The sequence below is a fragment of the Agarivorans sp. Z349TD_8 genome (genome assembly GCF_050870825.2).
GTDB lineage: Bacteria > Pseudomonadota > Gammaproteobacteria > Enterobacterales > Celerinatantimonadaceae > Agarivorans.
The window spans coordinates 334,308-355,529 of sequence record NZ_CP194037.2; the positions used below are offsets into that span (position 1 = coordinate 334,308).

The following is a 21,222-nucleotide window of genomic DNA, read 5'->3' on the forward strand; positions in this document are numbered from 1 at the left end:
TGCTTGATTGCTCAACTTTGTGTGCGTGGGCTGGTACGCCGTAGATTAATTCTTTGGTTTTTCGAAACCAGCCAGCCACCACCTTTTGGCCTTCGTTCCTGCCTGACGAGCATCTTCGAGTAACAAATAATTTACTGGTACGATCAATAGAGTCACGATGGTGGCAAAAATAATCCCAAAACCAAGTGAGACAGCCATTGGAATTAAAAACTGTGCTTGAGTACTCTTCTCGAAAATCAGAGGCATTAAACCAGCAAAGGTGGTTAACGAGGTGAGGATTACAGCTCTAAAGCGAGCAACCCCAGCCTTAGTGACCGCACTGAACAAGTCGATTCCCTTGGCTCGTTGCTGGTTAATGTAGTCGACTAGCACAAGGCTGTCGTTGACTACAACGCCGGTTAAAGCCAGCATGCCCATCATGCTCATAACCGTTAGCGACATACCCATGATCATGTGGCCGAGTACCGCGCCGACTAAACCAAAGGGGATGATCGACATCACCACCAGTGGTTGCAAATATGATCGGAAAGGAATGGCGAGTAGTCCATAAATTACAAATAGCACAAATGCTAAGCCAATCGCCAGACTGGTAAAGGATTCGCGCTGTTCTTTGGCTTCACCTTCTAAACTGAAGTTAACTTCTGGATAGCTGGCAAGTGTTTGAGTGAGCCATTGTTGGAGCTCGCTCTTAATCACTTCGATGTTGGCTTGCTGTTTGTTGACGTCGGCGCGAATATTTTGGGTACGCAAGCGATCGATCCGGGTAATCGTGGCCGGGCTTTGTGAAGGGCGCAATGTGGCAACTTCATCGAAGGGCAGTTCAGCGCCGCTGGCTGTTCTAATTAGCATTTTATTGAGATTATATTGCGAGTGACGCTCATCCGCTGGATAACGGACATAAACTTTGACATCTTCACGTCCTCGCTGGATCCGCTGTACCTGATAGCCAAAAAAGGCACTCCTCACTTGTTGGGCGAGCTCGTTTAAGCTTAAACCTAAGGCTTGTGCTTGTGGCTTTATGTTTAGTTGTAGTTCTTGTTTGCCGTTGGCTAGACTATCTTCAATATCAAATACCGCAGGATATTCGGCTAATTTTTTTCTAGTCAGTTCGGCAACTTGTGACATGGCCGAAAAGTCATTGCTACTCAACTGAATGTCTAAAGGTGAGCCGCCTCGGCCGATTTCAGCTCGGAAGGTAAGGCTCTCTGCTCCGGGAAGTGGGCCGATGAGTTGCCGCCACTGACGCACTAAATCGGCGCTGGTGACTGGGTTGGTTCTGCTCTCGGGGGGTTCAATTTCAAACATTACACGGCCAGTATTACTTTGGCCGCTACCAGAGCCGCCGCTAGAGCCACTAGTGGCTAAAATGTTGAGAATGATGCTCTCGCCACTTTCTGAGTCTCGGTATTGATCTTGTAACTGACGGGCGGCCTCAAAGATCCGTTGAATATAATTATCGGTGATATTAAAGCTTGTGCCTGCTGGTAGTACTAAGCTGGCCCGTGCCGTTTCGCTTGGCACTCTTGGAAAGAAAACAAAGCGTACCCAGCCAGAGGTTGCTAAGGATAGCACGACTAAGAAGATGCTGATGGCGAGACTGAGGGTTAATAAACGGCGGGATAGTGCACGTTTCAAGAGTGGCTGATAGAAGCGTAAAATTGCATTTTCAAAGCCATCGGCGATGGCATGTTGCCAGCGATTAAAGCGGCTAGAATGATTCTTATTGAGTGGTTTGAGGTGCTTCAGGTGGGCTGGTAAAATTAGTTTTGATTCGATCAAAGAGAACAACAAGACCGGGATCACAATCATCGGGATTTGCGCAAATATCTTGCCTCGAACCCCATCAATCATCAGGAGTGGCAGGAAGGCGGCAACTGTAGTTAAGACGCCAAAGGTCACTGGAACTGCGACTTCTTGGGTCCCCTTAATCGCTGCATATAGTGGTTCTTCGCCAGCTTTAAGGTGAGTATAAATATTCTCCCCAGTGACGATGGCATCGTCGACCAAAATTCCCAGTACCATGATGAAGGCAAATAACGAGATGATGTTGATGGTGACATCGAGGGTAGGCATCACCAGTAAACCGCCCATAAAGCTTAGCGGAATGCCAACACAGACCCATACTGCAATGGCCGGACGTAAGAAAATAGCAAGCAGTAAGGCGACCAATAAACAGCCTTGCAGGGCGCTGTTCTTGAGCGTATTGAGACGGGCTTTTACCACGCTGGAGCGGTCGCGCCAATAATTGACCGATACTCCTGCGGGCAATTGACTCTGTTTTTCAAGGATGTAGTTTTTCACAGCGTCAGCCACGACAATGGCGCTTTGATCGCCGACTCGATAGACTTCAATCATCACTGCGGGTTGTTTATTAAATCGATTCACTATCGGTGTTTCTTCGAAACCATCCACCACTGTGGCGATATCAGCGAGTTTAATACGAGTACCATCGGCTTGACTGATGATTAATAAATTCGCGAACTCTTCGCCAATATAAGCTTGGCCTTTAGTGCGCAGTAAAATTTCCCCTCCCTGTGTTTTTACCGAGCCTGCAGAAAGATCTAAGGAGGCGAGTCGAATGGATTCGGCGACCTTACTTAGGCTTAAGCCATATTCACGCAGCTTTCTTTCGGAGACTTCGATAGAAATTTCGTAGGGGGCGACCGCATCCAGTTCCACCTGACTTAGTTCCGGGAGTTGCAATAGTTCGTCACGGATCTGTTCCGCCAGTAGCCGCAGTTCTTTGGTTTGAAGGGCACCAGAAACAGCTACCGAGATGGTTTCACGTTTGCGCTGACTGAGGCTGACGACAGGGCGCTCGGCATCACTCGGGAAGGTATTAATTGCGTCGATCCGAGATTTAATGTCGTCCATCACATCACGAGTGACGTAGTGAGGATTTACTTCGGCACTGACGCGCGCGGCACCTTCCTGAGATATCGAGGATATTTGGTCAATGCCTTCGATATCGCTGATCGCTTCTTCAATGCGGATCGCTAAACTTTGTTCACTTTCTTCGGGACTTGACCCGGGCAAGGCGATACTCACGTTCACCATATCCAGCTCAAATTCAGGAAATACCTCCAAAGGTAAACGGTAGCGGGCGGAGTATAAACCCAAGCCGACAATCAGCACCATCAACAGATTGGCGGCTACGTGGTTACGGGCGAACCAAGCAATTAGACCATGCATCGCTTAGTCTCCTATGACTCTAGCTGGGGTGCCACTGATCACCCTGCCTAGCGGGGTGGTGACTAATGTTTGACCAGGATTTAAGCCGCCATCGATGATATAACTTTGTGGATCTTGCCAGATCAGTGAGACTTTTTTACGCTGTAATAAACCATTTTCCAGGATGACTACCTGCTGGTCTGGATATAAGGCGCTACGAGGGATCACATAGACTTGTTTTAAGGTTTTCCCTTGAATATTGGCGCTGACAAATTGACCGATTTTTAGAGGCGGTTTATTTTCATTGTTGGGTCCGTAGGGGTCGTCGATTTTTGCCACTAAGTAAAGTTGGCGGCTGGTGCTATTGAGTGCTGCCTCGCTACGTTCGATTTGAGCTCGCCATTGGTATTGTTGCGTTCCTAATTGAGTATAAAGCTTGACCAAGGGCTTGCTGATGCTGCTGTGACTTTGGCGAAAGTTCTCGGGAATGTTCAGTACCGCTTGATCGCTTAAGCTAAGCGGTAAACGCAGTTCTAGGTAGTCGATGGCATAGCTGCTTGCCAGTTGTTTGCCGCTGCTCACGTATTCACCAAGCTCGACATTCTTGTCGATCACCCGTCCCGCGTAAGGGGCTCGGATCACGGTCCGTTCTAGTTCCAATTTGGCTTTACTTAACTTGGCTTGAGCCGAGGCTAAAGCGGCTTGTTTGGCGGCGAGTTGTGGTTTGCGTAAAACCAAATCGTTGGCTGGTTTACCTTTCCCTAAACGCTGCCAATCGCGTAATGCTTGGACGACTTTGGCTTGCTCTTCGGCGAGTTGCAGTTGCGTGGTTTGTAGTTCGGCAGCGGCAATGGTGATCGCATTTTGGTAATCTCGCTGATCTATTTTGAGTAATTGTTCGCCTTTTTTAAAAAACTCCCCTTCCCGAAAATTATCGGAAACATTAGTGATGGTACCCGCCACCTGAGCGATCAACTTGGTTTCAGTATGGGCTTGAATACTACCATAGGAGGCAATCCATACCTGATAATCCTGCGGTTGCAAGCGGCTGACTTCTACTGCTAATTTGGTTTGTTGTTGGACAGTTTTTTTCTGAGCTTGTGGTTTGTTTTGTTTAATATACTGGCTAAGCAAAATACCCAAGATGATGATCAGTACTGGCAAGCTAAGTCGTAGTAATTTGGCCATATTGGCAGTACTCCTGGTTAACGTAAGTCGTCTGAGGAAAAGATTTGGCGGCGGGTTTGTGAATGATTGAGGTCGCCGCCTAAGGCGAGGTAGAGTTCAATACGATTTTGTAACTGCGAATTGAGTGCACTAATTGCGCTGCTACGGGCGTCGAAGGCACGCCGCTGCGATTCCAGTACCGTCACGTATTCGTTGAGGCCTGCCAGGTAACCTTCGAAGGCTAACGTCTCGGCTTGCATCGAATCCTCCGCTGCGGCAGCCAGCAATTGAGCACTTTGATAGAGACTTGGTTCCAAGCTGAGGCTGTTTTCCACTTCGGCAAAACTATTCAATATTTTCTCTAAGTAAGACTGATTCAAAGCTTGCGCCTTGGCATATTGTTGCAGTTGTATATTTTTCCGTTGGCCAGCATCAAACATGGGGGCTGTCAGGCCTGCAAACAGCGACCAAATAAGTGACTCGCCATTCACTAATTGCTGCAATTGTGGGCTTTGACTCCCGCCGCTGGCGGTGAGTTTTAGGCTGGGGAAGCGATCTCGATAAGCCGCATAAACGCGCAGATCGGCGGCAGCCAATTGATACTGCGCAGCTTTCAAATCATGACGACGTAGTAACAGTTCGGAGGGTAAACCTGCAGGCATCGCTGGTAGTGCTTCGGCCAGTTCGCCTTGCACTTTGATGCTGCCACTTGGGTAGCGACCGAGTAGTAATTCCAGTTGGCGCTGGGCTTTGAGTAATTGTTGTTGGCGGTTATTTTGCTGTACTTGAGCTGCACTTAAGTCGGCACGGGCGAGGTAGACGTCGAGCGCACTGTTGAGGCCGCTTTGGTAGTTTTCTTGAATGATTTGCAGGTTAGCACCAAGGTTTTCGTAACGTTGATTCACCAAGGCGAGTTGCATTTGTGCTTCAATAAGGCTGAACCACTGCTTTGCGGTGGTCGCTGCCAAACTAATTTGTGCCTGTTGCCATTGCTCAAAGCTGACCTTAGCATCCAGAATAGCGGCTTGTTGGCGCGCATCGAGCTTTGCTAACCAATCGATTTCCCAATTGAAGTTAAGTCCCAGTTTAAATTGAGCATTGCTGGCTGCATCAGTACCACTGCGTTGTCCTGAAATAAAAGCTTCAATATTGGGCCATTGCTGAGCTTGTTGAATTTGGATCTGGTAGAGCTGTTGATCGAGGGCATAGCCGCTTTGCTGTAAATTGGGATTATTCTGAAAGGCTTCTTTGAGCAAGTTTTGTAGCGGTGCCGGGAGCGCTTGTTCAAAATGATGATCGGCAAAGGTTCCTTGCCGATAATGGCTACTCCAGTGACTGTTGGCCACCAGAGGAGCCTGCTGAGGTGGCGATGCCTTAAGGCTACAGCCGAATAACACTGTGCTTGCCAAGATTGGCCAGATCCATAAAAGCCGCAGCATCTTATTCCTTGTGACTTAACTATCCATTTATTAAGTGCTATTTAACGTGGCTAGCTGGCTGATGTCGAGTGTTGTCGCATAAATTTTACGACTATTTGCGCTAGCACTTAGCATGGCGATACATTTGTAATATCCAATTAAACACCAAATCGGCATCAAGCGCTTGCTGTAGGCTCTGTTTGGCGCAGCGAAAGGCTTCGGGAGACAATAACTGCTGTCGTTTGTCGATCAGCGCCTCAGCGTAGCCATATTCAAATTCTGGATGACCTTGAATTGCCAATATATGCTGCCCAATCTGAAACATAAAGTTAGGGCAAAAATCACTGCTGGCTAAGCGTTCGGCATGTTCGGGAAGTTGCAGCACTTGGTCTTGATGGCTGACTAAGATATGTAGTCGTTCTGGAGCCGTTTGTTGTTCAGCCCAAGACGGAGCCTTGATGAGTTGATTATTCGCAACGCCTAAGCCCCAGCCTTTGTCTGACTTAGCGACTTCGCCACCCAAAGCGCGCGCGATCAGTTGGTGACCGAAACAGATACCAGCTAAGGGCGCCTGTACTTGCTCACACTCTTGCACCCAGCGAATTAACGCGTTGATCCAAAGGTCTTGGTCATAGGCATTATGACGGCTCCCGGTAATCAGATAGCCGTCGAAATCAGTCAAAGAGGGCAGCTGTTGCTCTAAGGCATTGAATACTTCAAAAGTTAAACTGGCGTCTTGGGCACCGAGGTGGGCAATAAACATATCAGAATATTCACCGTAGTGCTTGGCTAAATTGGAGTCAACTTTGTCGCAATTAATAATGGCTATATGCATGTTACCAGTCCAATGGTTAATTTAAATTTAAAAGTTCGCTGTTAAATAAATCGTATCAAGTCTGGAATAATATGCAATATTTGTGTAGTTTTGTTAATTATTAAACAACGAATGATGATTTAGCCCGGAGGGAACATGGCTCAGTATGATTTGCAGTATTGGCAAAAACAGGCACTCGAATTAGATTTTCCAACACAAGCATTTATCAATGGAAAGTTTGTCGACGCGCAATCAGGAAAAACGTTTACGAGCATTAATCCGGCCAATGGTCAGCCCTTAGCTGAGGTGGCCGAATGTGATGCCGCCGATGTGGAACTGGCGGTGAGCGCCGCTCGAAAGGCTTTTAGCAGTGGTTCTTGGTCGGGTAAGGCCCCATCCGAGCGCAAGCAAGTGATGCAAACCTTTGCTCAATTAATTGAACAACATCAGCAGCAGTTAGCATTGTTAGAAAGCTTAGATATGGGGAAGCCAATTGGCGATGCTTTATCTTACGATGCCACGGCAACCGCCCGCTGTATCGCTTGGAATGCTGAGGCTATTGATAAGATTTATGATGAAGTGGCCCCCGTCACCTCAGACGCTTTGGCCTTGGTCACCCGTGAAGCTTTGGGGGTGGTTGCCGCGATTGTGCCGTGGAACTTCCCTTTGGTGATGGCCTCATGGAAGCTTGGACCGGCATTGGCTACGGGCAATTCGGTGATCCTGAAGCCTTCTGAAAAATCACCATTGAGTGCATTATTTTTGGCAAAATTAGCTCAGCAAGCTGGGATCCCCGATGGCGTCTTTAATGTATTGCCCGGTTATGGTCATACTGCAGGACAAGCGCTGGCCTTGCATATGGATGTGGATTGCATCACCTTTACTGGCTCTACCGGCGTGGGTAAAAAACTGGTGGAGTTCTCAGGACAATCGAATTTGAAGCGGGCCTTCATGGAATGTGGTGGCAAAAGCCCTAATTTGGTGTGTGCCGATGCGGCAGACTTGGACAAGGTAGCCGAAACTGCGGTGGGATCGATATTCTATAACCAAGGTGAAGTCTGTACCGCTGCTTCGCGCTTGCTGGTACATCGCAGCATTCACCAACAGTTGATTGAGAAAATGCTGCCTTTAATTGAGCAATGGCAACCGGGTCATCCGCTGGATCCAAACACCAGTATGGGCGCAATGGTTGATCAAACCCAGATGCAACGGGTATTAGCGTTTATTGAAGGCGCGAAAGCTCAAGGTGCTAAATTGTTATGTGGTGGCGAGCAGGCGTTGCAAGAAACTGGTGGTTATTATGTGCAGCCCACTATTTTTGATGATGTAGCGGCCGACTTAGATATTGTGAAGCAGGAAATATTTGGCCCAGTGCTGGTGGTGCAAGTATTTGATGATTTGGAGCAGGGCATTGCACTGGCCAACGATACCGATTTTGGCTTGGCTGCCGCAGTATGGACCGCCGATCTGAATACTGCAGTGCGTACCTCACGTGCTTTACGAGCCGGAACGGTATTTGTGAATAACTGGGACGGCGGGGATATGACCATGCCCTTTGGTGGTTTTAAACAATCCGGCAATGGACGTGACAAGTCATTGCACGCACTTGAAAAATATACCGAACTTAAATCTACTTGGATTGATCTGACTTAAGTTCTAATGAGCCTGAGTTGCCCGACTCGAGGGAGTCGGGCGTTTCAATAAAATGATCTAAAATGAACTGCTGGTCGAGCGGATTCAAGTCGAAACGAAAAGCCACCTCGTTTAGCGAACGATAATCATGGCAATGGTGTTCTCCGATGTACTTCACCGCACGGATCAGATCTGTTCCTTTGGGCAATAAGCAGCAATCACTCATGTTAGGCACCTCTCTAACAACCGCTTTAAGTATAGTTTGTTACTTCTATTTATGTTTTGTGGTTAAATTTTGTTTAATGTTGATGTGTTTTGTTTGCGGCGAAAATCGTGGGTTATTGTGGCAATCTCTCTGAACAAGGTGGCAAGCTTTTTTGGGAGGGAAGCTTTCGGGTCGTATTTAGTGGTTTTCGAGCGAGTGTCGCTACATAGATCATAGGCCTAGCGGTGAAATCACGTTAATGTTCTCCCGGTCTGGATGACTGGGTAGTTAAATGGTTTTATTTGTTACTTTTTCTCGCCTTATTTGATATTAAATAAATGTATATTTATCACATAAAATCAATGCAATACGATTTATAATTTGCTTCGCTTGAATATTCTGAAGCTGAGCCATGCTTGCGTGGTAAAGAACTAGATTGTGGGGGAAGCTGAAGTAAACGCGGTGAAATCGACGCTTGCTTTATGCTTGTGTCTCATCTGATTATCTCCTTTCATATAGGCTCGTTGGGCATTCTATCGTGTCTAAAGCATATCCGAATGTTTTTACAAGTATTGCTGGAGGTCTAATTTTATTATTTCTCATTCAGTAAGGTGTTGATCAATCGATAGTTGCGATTGGAGGACGATGAGTATTTACCAGTAACACCTTTACCAGCCAAGCATGGTGCGCGGCTTATGCAGGAATAAAACAGTGAAATATTTAGTTGTATTGTTAATGTATTTAAGTCTTTGGACTTGTGCTGCAACCAGCAAAACGGAGGATTTAACTCAAATAGCTGCTGAGAATCATCAGCTTGCTGACTTAGTGGCGGGGATACAGGATAAACATCCTAGTCGTTACCTAGAATTAGCCGGAATACTCTTTCAACAAGGCTATAAGCGGCAAGCGGTGAAGTGGTTCTATGTGGGGCAAATTCGCTATCGTGCCTATTTAAAGGCCAGACCTGATCTGGATCCATCTGCAGATGCCGCACTATTTGCTTCGTTAATGGATACGCTTGGTCGACCATTAAATGAGTATATTGCTGGTGATGTGGATGAATGGGTTGAAGTGATCAACCAGGCCATCGATTGGCATCATTCACATGCCGATGGATTTTTAGGTAAGGCGTCAAATCAAGCGGTTTATGCGGCAGTGTTAAACGGTTTAGTGGGAATGCGCGATCATATTGCGGTAAACAAAGATGCAATTCGGCGTCAACGAGTAGAGAACGGCTTACAGAATCGCGAGTAAAGTCGCTCAGGTTCATTAGCAGTGCTCCTACTCAACGGATTAACTTTCTATAGATTGAATCTCAATGAAATGAATATATTACAATAATATCTATGCTTTCATATGGATATTGTTAATAATATGACGATCGATGTTGTTTCAATAAATTCAACGCATTATCGCATTATTATTAAGGAAGTTTTTAATGAAAAATAAAGGTGGCTGGATAGCGGCTTTTTTTATCACCTTTTTGAGCGGATGTTCAACCCAAAGCCCTCAAATTGAATCAGTTGAAAGTGCCCACTCTCAGGAAGCACAACGGGAAGCGCAGACCTTGCAACAGCAAGCCCCAGCCAAGCCAACTTTGAAACGAAAGGTCGCTCTAGGCAGGATCTCTAATGAAACGATTTACGGTAAAAGCTTATTAAGAGATTCAAAAGGGGACGTGTTGGGAAAACAAGTCACCGATATGCTTTCTAAAGCGTTGACTGAGTCGGGACAATATCTTGTATTTGAACGCCCTGACATCGCCAGGTTGCAAGACGAAGCTCAACTAACCGGTGGAAAAACCGATTTTGTTGGTGTTGATACACTGATTATCGGTTCTTTAACCGAATTTGGTCGAAAAACCGTCGGCGAAAGTGGCTTTTTATCGTCCACCAAGAAGCAGATTGCTTATGCAAAAATGGATTTAAGGCTTGTTGATAGTAAAACTGGCTTGGTATATCACTCGTTATCTGGTGCGGGCGAAGCAAGCACTGAGTCAGCTTCGGTTGCTGGTTTTGGTTCTAAGGCATCCTATGATGGCACGCTTAACGACCTTGCAATCTCTAATGCCATATCTGATGCAATCAGTAAGTTAACCCAAGAGATCCAATCGCGGCCATGGAAGACCGACATTTTAGCTTTAGAAGATGGGTTAATTTATTTAAGCGGTGGTAAAAGTCAGGGAATAACGGAAGGCATGGCTTTTTCAATTGAAACTCAAGGTAAAGAAGTTAAATCAAAGCAAACTGGATTTATGATTACTTTACCTGGTAAGTCAGTAGCAGAAATTAAAGTTATTCAATTATTTGGTGATAATGAAACCAATGAAGGCTCGGTTGCTACATTAACGGGTGGTTCGATAGTTGACATGGATCTAACTAAATTAAATGTAGTGGAGATGAAATGATGATAAGTAAAATATTAGTTTCAGCTCTAATTCTTGGGGCGCTTAGTGGTTGTGTTCAAATGCCCACATCAACCAGTAGTACGCTTGATAATCGTCCTCAATTAATCTTTTCTTCGGCAGGAAGCACTAAAGATTTGGCTACTTATACTTTGCAGGTCGATGGCTTAGAGATGGGAAGTATTGTGGATTATCATGACGGAAATAAGGCTCTTAAGTTATTGTCTGGCACACATGTGGTAGAGGTATTCGATGGTGATAAGTCGGTATTAAAGCAAAAAATATACCTTGGAGATGGTGTGACTAAAACGGTAATTATAAAATGAAGACGCTTAAATTAATTTTTTTTATGACATCAATGGCCTTTCTATCGGGATGTCAAACGACCAAAACGATGTATGACTGGGGCGGCTACGATGAAAGTTTATATGAGTATTATCATGATCCTGTCGCAGCTGAGGAGTTTCCATTAGCCTTAGAAGAACATCTTCTACAAGTTGAACAGAATGGCCAGAAAGCTGCACCCGGCTTATATGCCGAAGTTGGAACTTTTAATTTGAAGTCTGGAGATGTCCCTAAGGCAATTAATTATTACACCAAAGAATCGGAAACCTGGCCGGAGAGTAAACCCTTGATGGACGCAATAATCCAAAACTTAGAAAAGCAGCTTCCTAAAGAGTAGTTATTATGTATAAATTAGTTATCATTTTATTCGGCAGCTTATTGCTTGCAGCTTGTCAAAGCGTACCGACTGAGCCTCGACAAACAGGGTTTGAGGACATTAAGCCTCGTTCAATATTAATTTTACCAGTGATTAACCATAGTGTAGATGTTGATGCGCCACTTGCTGTATATAGTTCTTTACCAGTGATGCTCGCTGAAAAAGGCTACTATGTTTACCCCTCCAATACGGTTAAAACAGTCTTAGAGTATGAAGGATTGTATGAACCAAGCGAAATTCATAATTTACCTACCAGTAGTTTGGCTGAAATGTTCGGCGCCGATACCATTCTCTATGTCACAATAGAAAAATGGGATACGACCTTTGTTCTACTCTCTAGTACCACTGTTGTTGATTTTTCTTATCAATTTAAAAATCCAACTGGAGATATTATTTGGGAGGCTCATAAGCACATAGAGTATACACCTCAAAGTTCTTCTACAGGGAATTTGCTGGGCGATTTAATTGGGGCTGTTGTGACCGCGGCTATTAATAGAGCTGCGCCAGATTATATGCCTTTGACTCGAGTCGCTAATTATCAGGTGTTTTATACAGACCCTTCAACTTTCTTGCCGAATGGTCCGTATGCGCCACTTGCAGTTAAATAACTCTTTACTGGTGCTTGTGGGATAAGCGTAGAATGACATTCAAGGCGCAGATTTGCGCCTTGAATGTGTTTGGGTAAATCTTTAGCGGGGTCTCACTGCCCATAGATGCAATAGCTCTAGGCCGATAGTGGCTGCAGCAAGTGCGGTTACATCACTTTGATCGTAGGCGGGCGCAACTTCCACCACATCCATTCCAACCAGATTGATGCCTTGCAAGCCCCTTAGTATTTGCAAGATCCGATTACTGCTTAAACCGCCGCAGACTGGGGTACCAGTGCCGGGGGCGTAAGCCGGGTCAAGACAGTCGATGTCGAAACTGATGTAGACGGGGTGGTCGGCCACTCGTTGGCGAATTTGTTGAATCATTAGCTCAAGACTTAAGTTATTAGCTTGATCGGCATCAATCACCATGAAGGGATGGTTATCCCGTTCGTAATCGGTACGAATACCTAATTGTAAGGAATGCTCTGGGTCAATGAGCCCTTCCTTCGGTGCATGATAGAACATAGTGCCATGGTCGTAGTGACTGCCCTGGCTATAGGTATCGGTGTGTGCGTCAAAATGCAGTAAGGCGAGTTTACCGTGGTGTTTGGCGTGGGCTCGTAATAGCGGTAGGGTCACAAAGTGATCGCCGCCCAGACTTAACATGGTTTTTCCTGCTTCGAGTAGCTGCTTGGCATAACTTTCTAAGCGCTGGGTAAACTGTTGCTGTTCACCGCAATCAAATACGAGGTCACCAGCATCGATCATTGTTAATTGTTCGAATAATTTAAAATGCCACGGCCAACGGGTTTCTTCCCAAGCCAAGTTGACCGAGGCGCGACGCACTGCATCGGGACCAAGCCTGGCGCCGGGGCGACCCGTGGTGGCTAAATCGAAGGGCAGACCAGTGACCACCACATCGGCATTACTCTGAGCTGGTTTATGATCCAAAGCTTGGCGCAGAAACGTGCTGGCATTGGAATATAAGGAATAGTCGGGGTGGTCTGCGAGGGTACTCATGGCTTTCCTTAAAGGAATATATTATTCGCTGGTAATTTTCTATGAGCGCTAGGTGAACTACAAGTGTTTATATTGGATTGTTCCAAGGCGGGGTGCCCTTTGGCTATGTTACTTACAGCTTTGTTATGATTTATCACTTATTATAGCGAGCGATTACTCGGTAGAGGAGCGGTTTGCCGCTAGAATCAACAAACCGACTCTAGACAGTGAACCACAGTCTTTCTACACTGAGTAATGTATTTATCACTTTAGTCACACGGAACGTTACTATGCTTAGGTCGTTATTTTCATTAAATTTTTCAATTCTACCTTGGCTAGCCTTGTTGGCTGTGACAAGTGCCGTGACCTTGCCTGCATATGCGCAGGGTAGTGAATCCCTCCCCCAAGATGAACAACATGTCGCACCGGTGAAGTCGTTTCCCCCGCAGCGAGTTGAGCATTATGCGATTGAGCGGCGCTTTGTGGGGCAGGTGATCGCCAAGCAGCGTGCAGACCTCGGGTTTGAGCTCGCGGGTAAAATTTCGAAAATCTTTGTCGATGAAGGGGATCGGGTTGAGCAAGGTGCTATCTTGATGCAGCTCGATACTGAATTATTAGAGATTGAGTTCATCGATTTACAGGCTCAATTACAACAAGTCGCCGCCGATGCCGCCTTAGTCAAAGCCAATTTAAAACGAGTGAAGTCGCTCAAAAGTGATGGTTACGCCTCCGCTCAGAGTGTTGATGAATTGGTTGCACAACAAAAATCGCTCAAAGCCAATAAGGCAAGAATTGATGCTTCAATTAAAGCCAACCGAACTCGCATTGAAAAATCTACTTTAATCGCCCCCTATACTGGCATCGTTGATAGTCGAACCGTGTCCGAGGGCGCGGTGGTGGGCGCTTCTCAGCCAGTTTTAACGGTGTTACAGCTGGGCGGCAATGAAGTGATCGTTGGTGTACCGGTGCGCTTATTAGCGCAAGTAGATTTGGCTAAACCTAGTTCTGTCACTGTGGCTAAACATGATTATTCAGTGGAGTTAGTGGCTTCTGGTGGACAAGTTGATCCAGTTTCCCGCACCGTTCAATTGCGTTTTGCGCTCCCTGAAGATGATCGCTTGGTGAGTGGGCAATTAGCTTATTTGCATGTGGTTGAAAGCGTTGAACAGCCGGGCTATTGGGTGCCGGTCAGTGCGATTGTTGATGGTATCCGTGGCTTATGGAATGTGTATGCGATTGTTGAGCAAAGTAATGGTGAATTTGTATTAGAGCGGCGCGATGTAAGCGTTCACTATGCGACCCAAGAGCAAGCTTTTGTGACTGGCGCCTTACAACCCGGAGAGTCGATTGTAGCGACCGGGATGCATCGCTATGTCCCGGGGCAACGAGTTCTACCCAGCTCATTTGTTGATGAGGCTAAATAATCATGATTGCCGCCATTTATAACAACGGACGTTTAATTGCGCTGCTGATTGCGTTGATTGTGGTTTCGGGGATTGGTGCGATTAGCACTTTACCGCGCAGCGAAGATCCTAAAATTACTAGTCGTTTTGCTAGTATTATTACCCAGTACCCGGGGGCTTCGGCAGAGCGAGTGGAAGCCTTAGTGACCGAACTCATCGAAAATAAAATTAGAAAATTGCCAGAAATAAAACTAGTGCAATCTTCTTCTCGACCTGGTTTCTCGGTGCTACAGGTGGAATTGAAAGACCAAGTGATGGAAGTTGTACCTGTATGGGCGCGGGTTCGTGATTTGGTTAGTGAATTGGCACCACAGTTACCGCTTGGTAGTTCGACTCCGCTGGTGGATGAAGACCGAGGCTATGCTTTTACCACTTTAATTGCACTGCGCTGGCAGGGGAAAAGTGAATCTGATTTAGCAATATTGGGGCGTTATGCGAAAGAATTACAGAACCGTTTGCGTAATATTGCGGGGACCGATTTTGTCGATGTGCAGGGGAATGGTGAAGAAGAAATTCTGGTCGAAATAGACCCCTATCAAGCTAGCGCTATCGGACTGAGTACCGAGCAAGTGTCGCAAATGATTGCTGCCGCTGATGCGAAAGTGTCGGCTGGTGAATTGACCAATAACAATACCCTGATGCAACTTGAGCTGGAAGGTGAGCTCGATTCTTTAGAGCGGATCCGCAGCATCCCTGTCGGCGCGAGCGCGAATGGCTTTGTTTATCACTTAGGCGATTTGGCGGAGGTGAGTCGACAGCTGAAATCCCCGCCGGAGCAAATTGCTGTGGTGGAACGCCAAGATGCGGTGGTGATCGGTGTTCGGATGTTGTCTGAATATCGGGTGGATCGGTGGAGCTCTCGAGTCAATCTGGCCTTGGAGGAATTTCAGCAGATACTACCAAGCAATGTAAGCGCCGAGGTTATTTTTGAGCAAGATGGCTATACCTCGACTCGTTTAGGGGAGTTGGTGATTAATGTATTGATCGGTTTTGCTATTATTGTGGTGGTTCTTTTACTTACCCTCGGTTGGCGTTCGGCCCTTATTGTTGGTTTATCTTTACCGCTCACGGTGATGTTTACCCTTGCGTGCATGAAATTCTACGGCTTGCCAATTCATCAAATGTCAGTAACCGGTTTGGTGGTTGCTCTGGGGATCATGGTTGATAATGCCATTGTTATGGCCGATACCGTTGCGCAAAAGCGCCAGCAAGGTAAATCGGGTTTACAGGCGGTAAAAGAATCGCTTAACCATCTTTGGCTGCCTTTACTTGGTTCCACCTTAACCACCATTTTGGCCTTTTTGCCCATCGTATTAATGCCGGGACCCGCCGGAGAATTTGTGAGTGGCATTGCCTTAAGCGTGATCTTCTCACTAATTGGCTCTTATTTTATTTCTCACACTTTAGTGGCCAGCTTTTCCGGACATTTTCTACCTTCTCATCAAAGTGCTGACCATTGGTATAATAAAGGGGTTCAGTTTGCTTGGTTAAGTAGAGCCTTTCAGGCCCTTTTACATGGCTGTTTGCGTTTTCCTAAATTGACTTTATTACTGGTTTCAGCCTTGCCTATTTATGGCTTTTACAGCGCTGGCGGTTTGACTGAGCAATTCTTCCCACCGTCTGATCGCGATATGTTTCAGATAGAGGTGTACATGGCACCACAGTCCAGCATTTATGCCACCGAGCATTTAACCGAGCAGTTAACTGAACATATGTATGCCAAGGACGGGATCAAATCTGTGAGTTGGTTTGTGGGGAATAATGCACCGTCGTTTTACTACAACTTAATGCCGCGTCAATTAGGGGCAAAAAACTATGCCCAAGCAATGATTAAAACCGATGATTTTCGTGCGGCCAATCGTTTGATCCCGCTCTTACAGGAAGAGTTTGATGCACAGTACCCACAAGCGCAAATTTTGGTACGCAAGTTAGAACAGGGGCCTCCTTTTAATGCTCCGATTGAATTGCGTGTATTTGGTCCCAATTTAGACCAACTTAAAGAATTGGGTGATCACTATCGGCGGATCCTCTCCGAGGTGCCAAACGTGACTCATACGCGTGCAACGTTGCTGGCCGGAACACCTAAGGTATGGCTTAAAGTCGATGAAGAAGCCTCGCGTTTAAGTGGCATGACCTTAACCCAAATAGCCAGTCAGCTACAAGCTAGCTTGCAAGGACTAATTAATGGCAGTGTTTTGGAGGGCAGTGAGTCCTTACCGGTAAGAATTCGTTTAGCCGATGAGCAGCGTAAAGAATTAGAAAATCTAGGCGATATTACTTTAACTAGTGAGATGGCTGGCAATATCCCTTTAGCTTCCCTAGCTGAGCTGGAAATTCGCCCAACTCGGGGTGAAGTGCCTCGACGCGACGGACGGCGGGTGAATGTGGTAGAAGGTTATTTACGCACCGATGTACTGCCCGAGGAAGTATTAGAAGCATTTAAGGCGAGGTTAGCGCAGGAGCAGGTCTTATTGCCCGTTGGTTATAGCTTAGAGTTTGGTGGGGAAGGTGCTGAGCGTAACGAAGCGGTTAATAACTTGCTCGCAAGTGTAGGTATTATCGCGGTGTTGTTGGTGACGGTGGTGGTTTTGTCATTTAACTCTTTCAGGTTGAGTTTTTTGATTATGGTGACAGCGATTCAAGCCGCAGGTTTGGGGCTGTTAAGTGTGTTCTTGGGCGGTTATCCTTTTGGCTTTACGGTTATTATTGGTTTATTAGGACTGATCGGTTTGGCGATTAATGCTGCTATTGTGATTGTGGCGGAACTGAAATCGGATGCTAAGGCCTGTGATGGCGATGCTGAAGCAATTTGTTTCGGGGTTCTCAGTTGTACTCGACATATTAGCTCGACCACCATTACAACGGTTGGTGGCTTTCTTCCTTTGATTTTAGAAGGGGGAGGCTTTTGGCCACCCTTCGCGGTTGCGATTGCTGGCGGCACGGTACTGACTACCATGTTGTCATTCTTTTTTGTACCCGTGGTATTTTCTATGATCGCCAAGGGAAAACGTAAGATCCCTTCCGTGGGTGAACCAACTATTGCCCATTAGTCTTGATTTGGATTAGGCTGTGATTGCTTCGATTTAGCCCGCATGAGAAGGGCTTTTCACAAATAACAAAGCCGCTATATAGCGGCTTTGTTATGAGAGGGCTTCGGGTTAAAAAGTGGGTGGGGTGGCGGCACTAATCAGTTCACACACCTCTTTGCTTTTATTGCGAAAACGATGTGGTTTGCGGGTTTCAAAATAGTAGGAGTCACCAGCTTTGAGAACCTTAGATTTGCTACCCACGGTGATTTCGATTTCACCACGGATAATAATGCCACCTTCTTCCCCTTCGTGTTGAATAAACTCGGTGCCAGTATCTGCACCTGCTGGATAGATCTCGCGTAAAATCGCTAGTTGTCGGCCAGTGTGTTTGCTCCCGACCAGTAGCATTTTAACTTTCCCATCCCCCAGATCCGTGAGTTCTTCAGCACTATAAAAAATCTTATCTTCGCTTTCCATTTCTAAGGTAAAGAATTCACCCATTGAAATCGGAATAGCGTCGAGGATTTTTTTTAGCGAACCCACTGAAGGATTCACTTGGTTTTGCTCAATTTGTGAAATCATGCTGTTGGTGACACCGCTTAATTTGGCTAATTCCCGCTGGGAAATCCCACGCATTAAGCGGATGCTTTTCAATCGTTTTCCAACATCCATTATAGCTTGTTCCTTGGTTGGTACCGATTAAGCACTGTTGCTCGCTCTCAAGTCGAGCAAACGACGTTTCTCGGCTCTGGCCATAATCCACCAGGCAATAAGAGTAGCGACAGATACTACACCAATAATCAGGGTAGCAAGTGCATTAATTTTGGGACTTACCCCTAATCTTACACTAGAAAACACCACCATCGGTAAGGTGGTTGCACTCGGGCCCGACACAAAGCTGGCAATAACTAAGTCGTCGAGCGACAAGGTGAAGGCGAGTAACCAACCAGCCACAATCGCTGGAAAAATCGTTGGCAGAGTAATCAAAAAGAATACTTTCAACGGCGTTGCGCCTAAATCCATGGCAGCTTCTTCGATGCTTTGATCGAGCTCCCGTAGCCGAGAGCTTACCACCACCGACACATAGGCAGTACAGAAGGTGACGTGAGCAATCCAAATGGTGAGCATGCCACGGTGACTAAATAGGTCGAATACCTGACTCAAAGCAATGAACAGCAATAACAAACTTAAACCAGTAATCACCTCGGGCATTACTAAGGGGGCGGTAATCATAAATGCGAAGCTGGTTTCACCTTTAAAGTTACCGAAACGGGTCATCGCAAAAGCGGCCATGGTACCAAGCACCACTGCTGCGCTCGCGGATAACACGCCAATGGTTAAACTTAGACTGATGCCATGCATTAGCAAGTCATCTTGGAAGAGTGCGCCGTACCACTTGGTGGAAAAGCCACTCCAGACCGTAACCAAGCGGTTGGCGTTAAATGAGTAAATGATTAGGCTAAGAATTGGCAGGTAGAGAAAGGCTAAACCAACACTTAAAATGGCCCATTTCCACTTGCTTTTGTAAACCGGAATCGCGTTCATTAGCCGGCCTCCATTTCACGTTTCTGATAACGATAAAAGAATAATATTGGCACCATTAGCAACAGTAGCATCACCGATGCAACTGCCGAAGCGACTGGCCAATCTCGATTGTTAAAGAACTCTTGCCATAAAATTTTGCCGATCAAGATCGAATCTGGCCCACCGAGTAATTCTGGGATCACAAATTCACCAACTGCAGGGATGAACACTAACATTGAGCCGGCAACAATGCCCGACTTGGTCAATGGTAATAGGACTTTAAATAATACCGTGGCGGTCGAGGCACCTAAGTCTCTGGCGGCTTCGATGAGCGAGTAGTCGACTCGCATTAATGCGGTATAAAGTGGCAAAATCATAAACGGAAGATAGGTATAGACAATACCGATGTAGACCGCGGTATCGGTGTGCAATATGCGTAAGGGTTCATCGATTATACCGGTGTACAGCAGAATATTATTCAGGAAACCATTGTTTTTTAAAATCCCGATCCAAGCATAAACTCGGATCAGAAAGCTGGTCCATGAAGGTAAAATAATCAACATTAACAAGATATTGCGATTCGCTGGATTGGAGTGAACAATCGCCCACGCCATCGGAAAACCAATGATCAAACACAGCAGGGTGGAAATGCCTGCAATTTTTACAGATTGCAGATAGGAGCTTAAATAAAGGCCATCATTGACTAAATAGAAATAGTTACCGACATTGAGCAATATTTGGACCTGCTCATCGACCATCGTCACCAGTTGGCTATAAGGTGGGATCGCGATCATCGCCTCGGAAAAACTAATTTTAAAGACGATGAAAAATGGCAGTAAGAAAAATAGGAATAACCAAAAATAAGGCACGGCCAAGACCATGCAGCGACCTTTGGGAATCAATCGAGCGATACGTTGTCTGGTTTTGGAGGTGGCTAAAGTACTCATATTTTCAGTACCACGCAGCTGTCTGCCTGCCAACATAGATACACTGGGTCATTCCAAGTGGGCATATTGTTACGATGGCGACTGCTATTTGGCATCGCGGCGGTCACTCGTTTACCGCTAGCAAGACGCACATAATATATGGATTGGTTGCCGAGATAGGCGATGTCTTCGACCTTACCCTGACAAAGATTGTTGCTGCGCCCTTTGAGAGTCTTAAAAATACTTATTTTCTCGGGACGAACGGCAATCATGAAAGGCACGCCGGGCGCTGCCGATACCCCATGGTTGAGATGAATTGGGAAACCTAAGTCGGGACAATCGATCACCGCACTATCATTTTCGTTATTGCTGACCACGCCTTCAAAGATGTTTACCGAACCAATAAATTCGGCGCTGAAACGAGAATTTGGATACTCGTAAATTTCTTCCGGTTCACCGACCTGAATAAATTGTCCGCGGTTCATAATGGCGACGCGACTGGCCATGGTCATGGCTTCTTCTTGGTCGTGAGTCACCATCACACAGGTTGCGCCTACTTTTTCAAGAATATCAACTACTTCAAGTTGCATTTGGCCACGTAGTTTTTTATCTAGCGCACCCATCGGTTCGTCGAGTAATAACAGCTTGGGGCGTTTCGCCAGACTGCGGGCGAGCGCCACCCGTTGTCGCTGACCGCCGGAAAGTTGATGGGGTTTACGTTTGGCGTAAGCCGTCATATGCACCAGTTCTAGCATGTTGACGACAGTGTCTCTGATTTCAGTTTTCGAGAGCTTGTCTTGTTTGAGACCAAAGGCAATATTCTGTTCTACGCTCATGTGCGGAAATAAGGCATAGGACTGAAACATCATGTTGACAGGGCGTTGATGCGGCGGCACGTTAATTAATTCCTGGCCATCAAGAATAATCTTGCCTGCATTCGGCTGTTCAAAGCCGGCTAACATCCGAAGTAGCGTTGATTTACCACAGCCTGAAGCACCGAGTAGCGCGAAAATTTCACCTTTATTAATGGTTAGACTTACGTTATCGACGGCAATCGCGCCATCATAGTTTCTACTGATGTTTTCAATATGTAATAAGGGTTGTGGCGCCGGTGCATCTTTCACCGGCTCTACAGAAATATCTGGTACCGCCGCCATTG

Annotated in this window: 18 protein-coding genes; 8 read left to right on the plus strand and 10 right to left on the minus strand. The window is 46.2% G+C overall.

Annotated elements, in window-relative coordinates:
- Positions 1–45: 45 nt before the first annotated feature.
- The 4 genes from ACRRS1_RS01455 to ACRRS1_RS01470 form a co-directional block, all read right to left on the minus strand.
- Positions 46–3,192 carry an efflux RND transporter permease subunit gene (locus ACRRS1_RS01455; protein WP_432460677.1) on the minus strand — a complete coding sequence of 1,049 codons (3,147 nt, stop codon included), beginning with the start codon at positions 3,190–3,192 and terminating at the stop codon, positions 46–48.
- Positions 3,193–3,195: 3 nt separating this feature from the next.
- Positions 3,196–4,359: an efflux RND transporter periplasmic adaptor subunit gene (locus ACRRS1_RS01460; protein ID WP_432460678.1), complete on the minus strand. Its 1,164-nt coding sequence runs from the start codon at positions 4,357–4,359 to the stop codon at positions 3,196–3,198.
- A gap of 17 nt (positions 4,360–4,376) precedes the next feature.
- Positions 4,377–5,777 (minus strand): TolC family protein, encoded by a 1,401-nt coding sequence (locus ACRRS1_RS01465; protein WP_432460679.1) that lies wholly within the window; start codon positions 5,775–5,777, stop codon positions 4,377–4,379.
- A 100-nt stretch (positions 5,778–5,877) separates the two neighbouring features.
- Complete coding sequence (locus tag ACRRS1_RS01470) at positions 5,878–6,591, minus strand: glutamine amidotransferase-related protein (RefSeq protein ID WP_432454965.1); 714 nt, start codon at positions 6,589–6,591, stop codon at positions 5,878–5,880.
- A gap of 135 nt (positions 6,592–6,726) precedes the next feature.
- On the opposite strand from ACRRS1_RS01470, the gene ACRRS1_RS01475 reads away from it, so the two are divergent.
- Entirely contained in the window at positions 6,727–8,223 is a 1,497-nt protein-coding gene (locus ACRRS1_RS01475; RefSeq protein WP_432460680.1) for an aldehyde dehydrogenase, read from the plus strand.
- Here ACRRS1_RS01475 and ACRRS1_RS01480 read toward each other — a convergent pair.
- Positions 8,201–8,428 carry a hypothetical protein gene (locus ACRRS1_RS01480; RefSeq protein WP_432454963.1) on the minus strand — a complete coding sequence of 76 codons (228 nt, stop codon included), beginning with the start codon at positions 8,426–8,428 and terminating at the stop codon, positions 8,201–8,203. The two genes, ACRRS1_RS01475 and ACRRS1_RS01480, sit on opposite strands and share 23 nt — an antisense overlap.
- Positions 8,429–9,118: 690 nt before the next feature.
- Here ACRRS1_RS01480 and ACRRS1_RS01485 point away from each other — a divergent pair.
- From ACRRS1_RS01485 to ACRRS1_RS01505, 5 genes are all read left to right on the plus strand, one after another.
- On the plus strand, positions 9,119–9,661 hold the full coding sequence (locus tag ACRRS1_RS01485) for a hypothetical protein (RefSeq protein WP_432460681.1): 543 nt from the start codon (positions 9,119–9,121) through the stop codon (positions 9,659–9,661).
- A 184-nt stretch (positions 9,662–9,845) separates the two neighbouring features.
- Positions 9,846–10,814 carry a CsgG/HfaB family protein gene (locus tag ACRRS1_RS01490; RefSeq protein ID WP_432454961.1) on the plus strand — a complete coding sequence of 323 codons (969 nt, stop codon included), beginning with the start codon at positions 9,846–9,848 and terminating at the stop codon, positions 10,812–10,814.
- Positions 10,811–11,137 carry a hypothetical protein gene (locus ACRRS1_RS01495; RefSeq protein ID WP_432454960.1) on the plus strand — a complete coding sequence of 109 codons (327 nt, stop codon included), beginning with the start codon at positions 10,811–10,813 and terminating at the stop codon, positions 11,135–11,137. Before ACRRS1_RS01490 ends, ACRRS1_RS01495 begins: the two co-directional genes overlap by 4 nt.
- Positions 11,134–11,493, plus strand: a complete 360-nt coding sequence (locus tag ACRRS1_RS01500) for a DUF4810 domain-containing protein (protein ID WP_432454959.1) — start codon at positions 11,134–11,136, stop codon at positions 11,491–11,493. The genes ACRRS1_RS01495 and ACRRS1_RS01500 overlap by 4 nt, the downstream gene beginning before the upstream one ends.
- 5 nt (positions 11,494–11,498) lie before the next feature.
- Positions 11,499–12,140: a DUF799 domain-containing protein gene (locus ACRRS1_RS01505; protein WP_432460682.1), complete on the plus strand. Its 642-nt coding sequence runs from the start codon at positions 11,499–11,501 to the stop codon at positions 12,138–12,140.
- Between the two features lie 81 nt (positions 12,141–12,221).
- On the opposite strand, the gene speB is transcribed toward ACRRS1_RS01505, so the two are convergent.
- Entirely contained in the window at positions 12,222–13,142 is a 921-nt protein-coding gene (gene speB / locus ACRRS1_RS01510) for an agmatinase (protein ID WP_432460683.1), read from the minus strand.
- A 269-nt stretch (positions 13,143–13,411) separates the two neighbouring features.
- Here speB and ACRRS1_RS01515 point away from each other — a divergent pair, with 269 nt between their 5' ends.
- Both ACRRS1_RS01515 and ACRRS1_RS01520 read left to right on the plus strand, forming a co-directional pair.
- Positions 13,412–14,545: an efflux RND transporter periplasmic adaptor subunit gene (locus tag ACRRS1_RS01515; protein WP_432460684.1), complete on the plus strand. Its 1,134-nt coding sequence runs from the start codon at positions 13,412–13,414 to the stop codon at positions 14,543–14,545.
- 2 nt (positions 14,546–14,547) lie between these two features.
- The gene (locus ACRRS1_RS01520; RefSeq protein ID WP_432460685.1) at positions 14,548–17,634 is read left to right on the plus strand and encodes an efflux RND transporter permease subunit; all 3,087 of its coding nucleotides are present in this window, start codon (positions 14,548–14,550) and stop codon (positions 17,632–17,634) included.
- A gap of 108 nt (positions 17,635–17,742) precedes the next feature.
- Here the strand turns inward: ACRRS1_RS01520 and ACRRS1_RS01525 are convergent, their stop codons facing one another.
- The 4 genes from ACRRS1_RS01525 to potG are packed head-to-tail and all read right to left on the minus strand — an operon-like array spanning position 17,743 to position 21,220.
- Positions 17,743–18,285, minus strand: a complete 543-nt coding sequence (locus tag ACRRS1_RS01525) for a cupin domain-containing protein (RefSeq protein ID WP_432454954.1) — start codon at positions 18,283–18,285, stop codon at positions 17,743–17,745.
- Between the two features lie 27 nt (positions 18,286–18,312).
- On the minus strand, positions 18,313–19,158 hold the full coding sequence (locus ACRRS1_RS01530) for an ABC transporter permease subunit (RefSeq protein WP_432454953.1): 846 nt from the start codon (positions 19,156–19,158) through the stop codon (positions 18,313–18,315).
- The gene (potH, locus tag ACRRS1_RS01535; RefSeq protein WP_432454952.1) at positions 19,158–20,084 is read right to left on the minus strand and encodes a putrescine ABC transporter permease PotH; all 927 of its coding nucleotides are present in this window, start codon (positions 20,082–20,084) and stop codon (positions 19,158–19,160) included. Before potH ends, ACRRS1_RS01530 begins: the two co-directional genes overlap by 1 nt.
- Positions 20,081–21,220 carry a putrescine ABC transporter ATP-binding subunit PotG gene (gene potG, locus ACRRS1_RS01540; protein ID WP_432454951.1) on the minus strand — a complete coding sequence of 380 codons (1,140 nt, stop codon included), beginning with the start codon at positions 21,218–21,220 and terminating at the stop codon, positions 20,081–20,083. Before potG ends, potH begins: the two co-directional genes overlap by 4 nt.
- Positions 21,221–21,222: the final 2 nt, after the last annotated feature.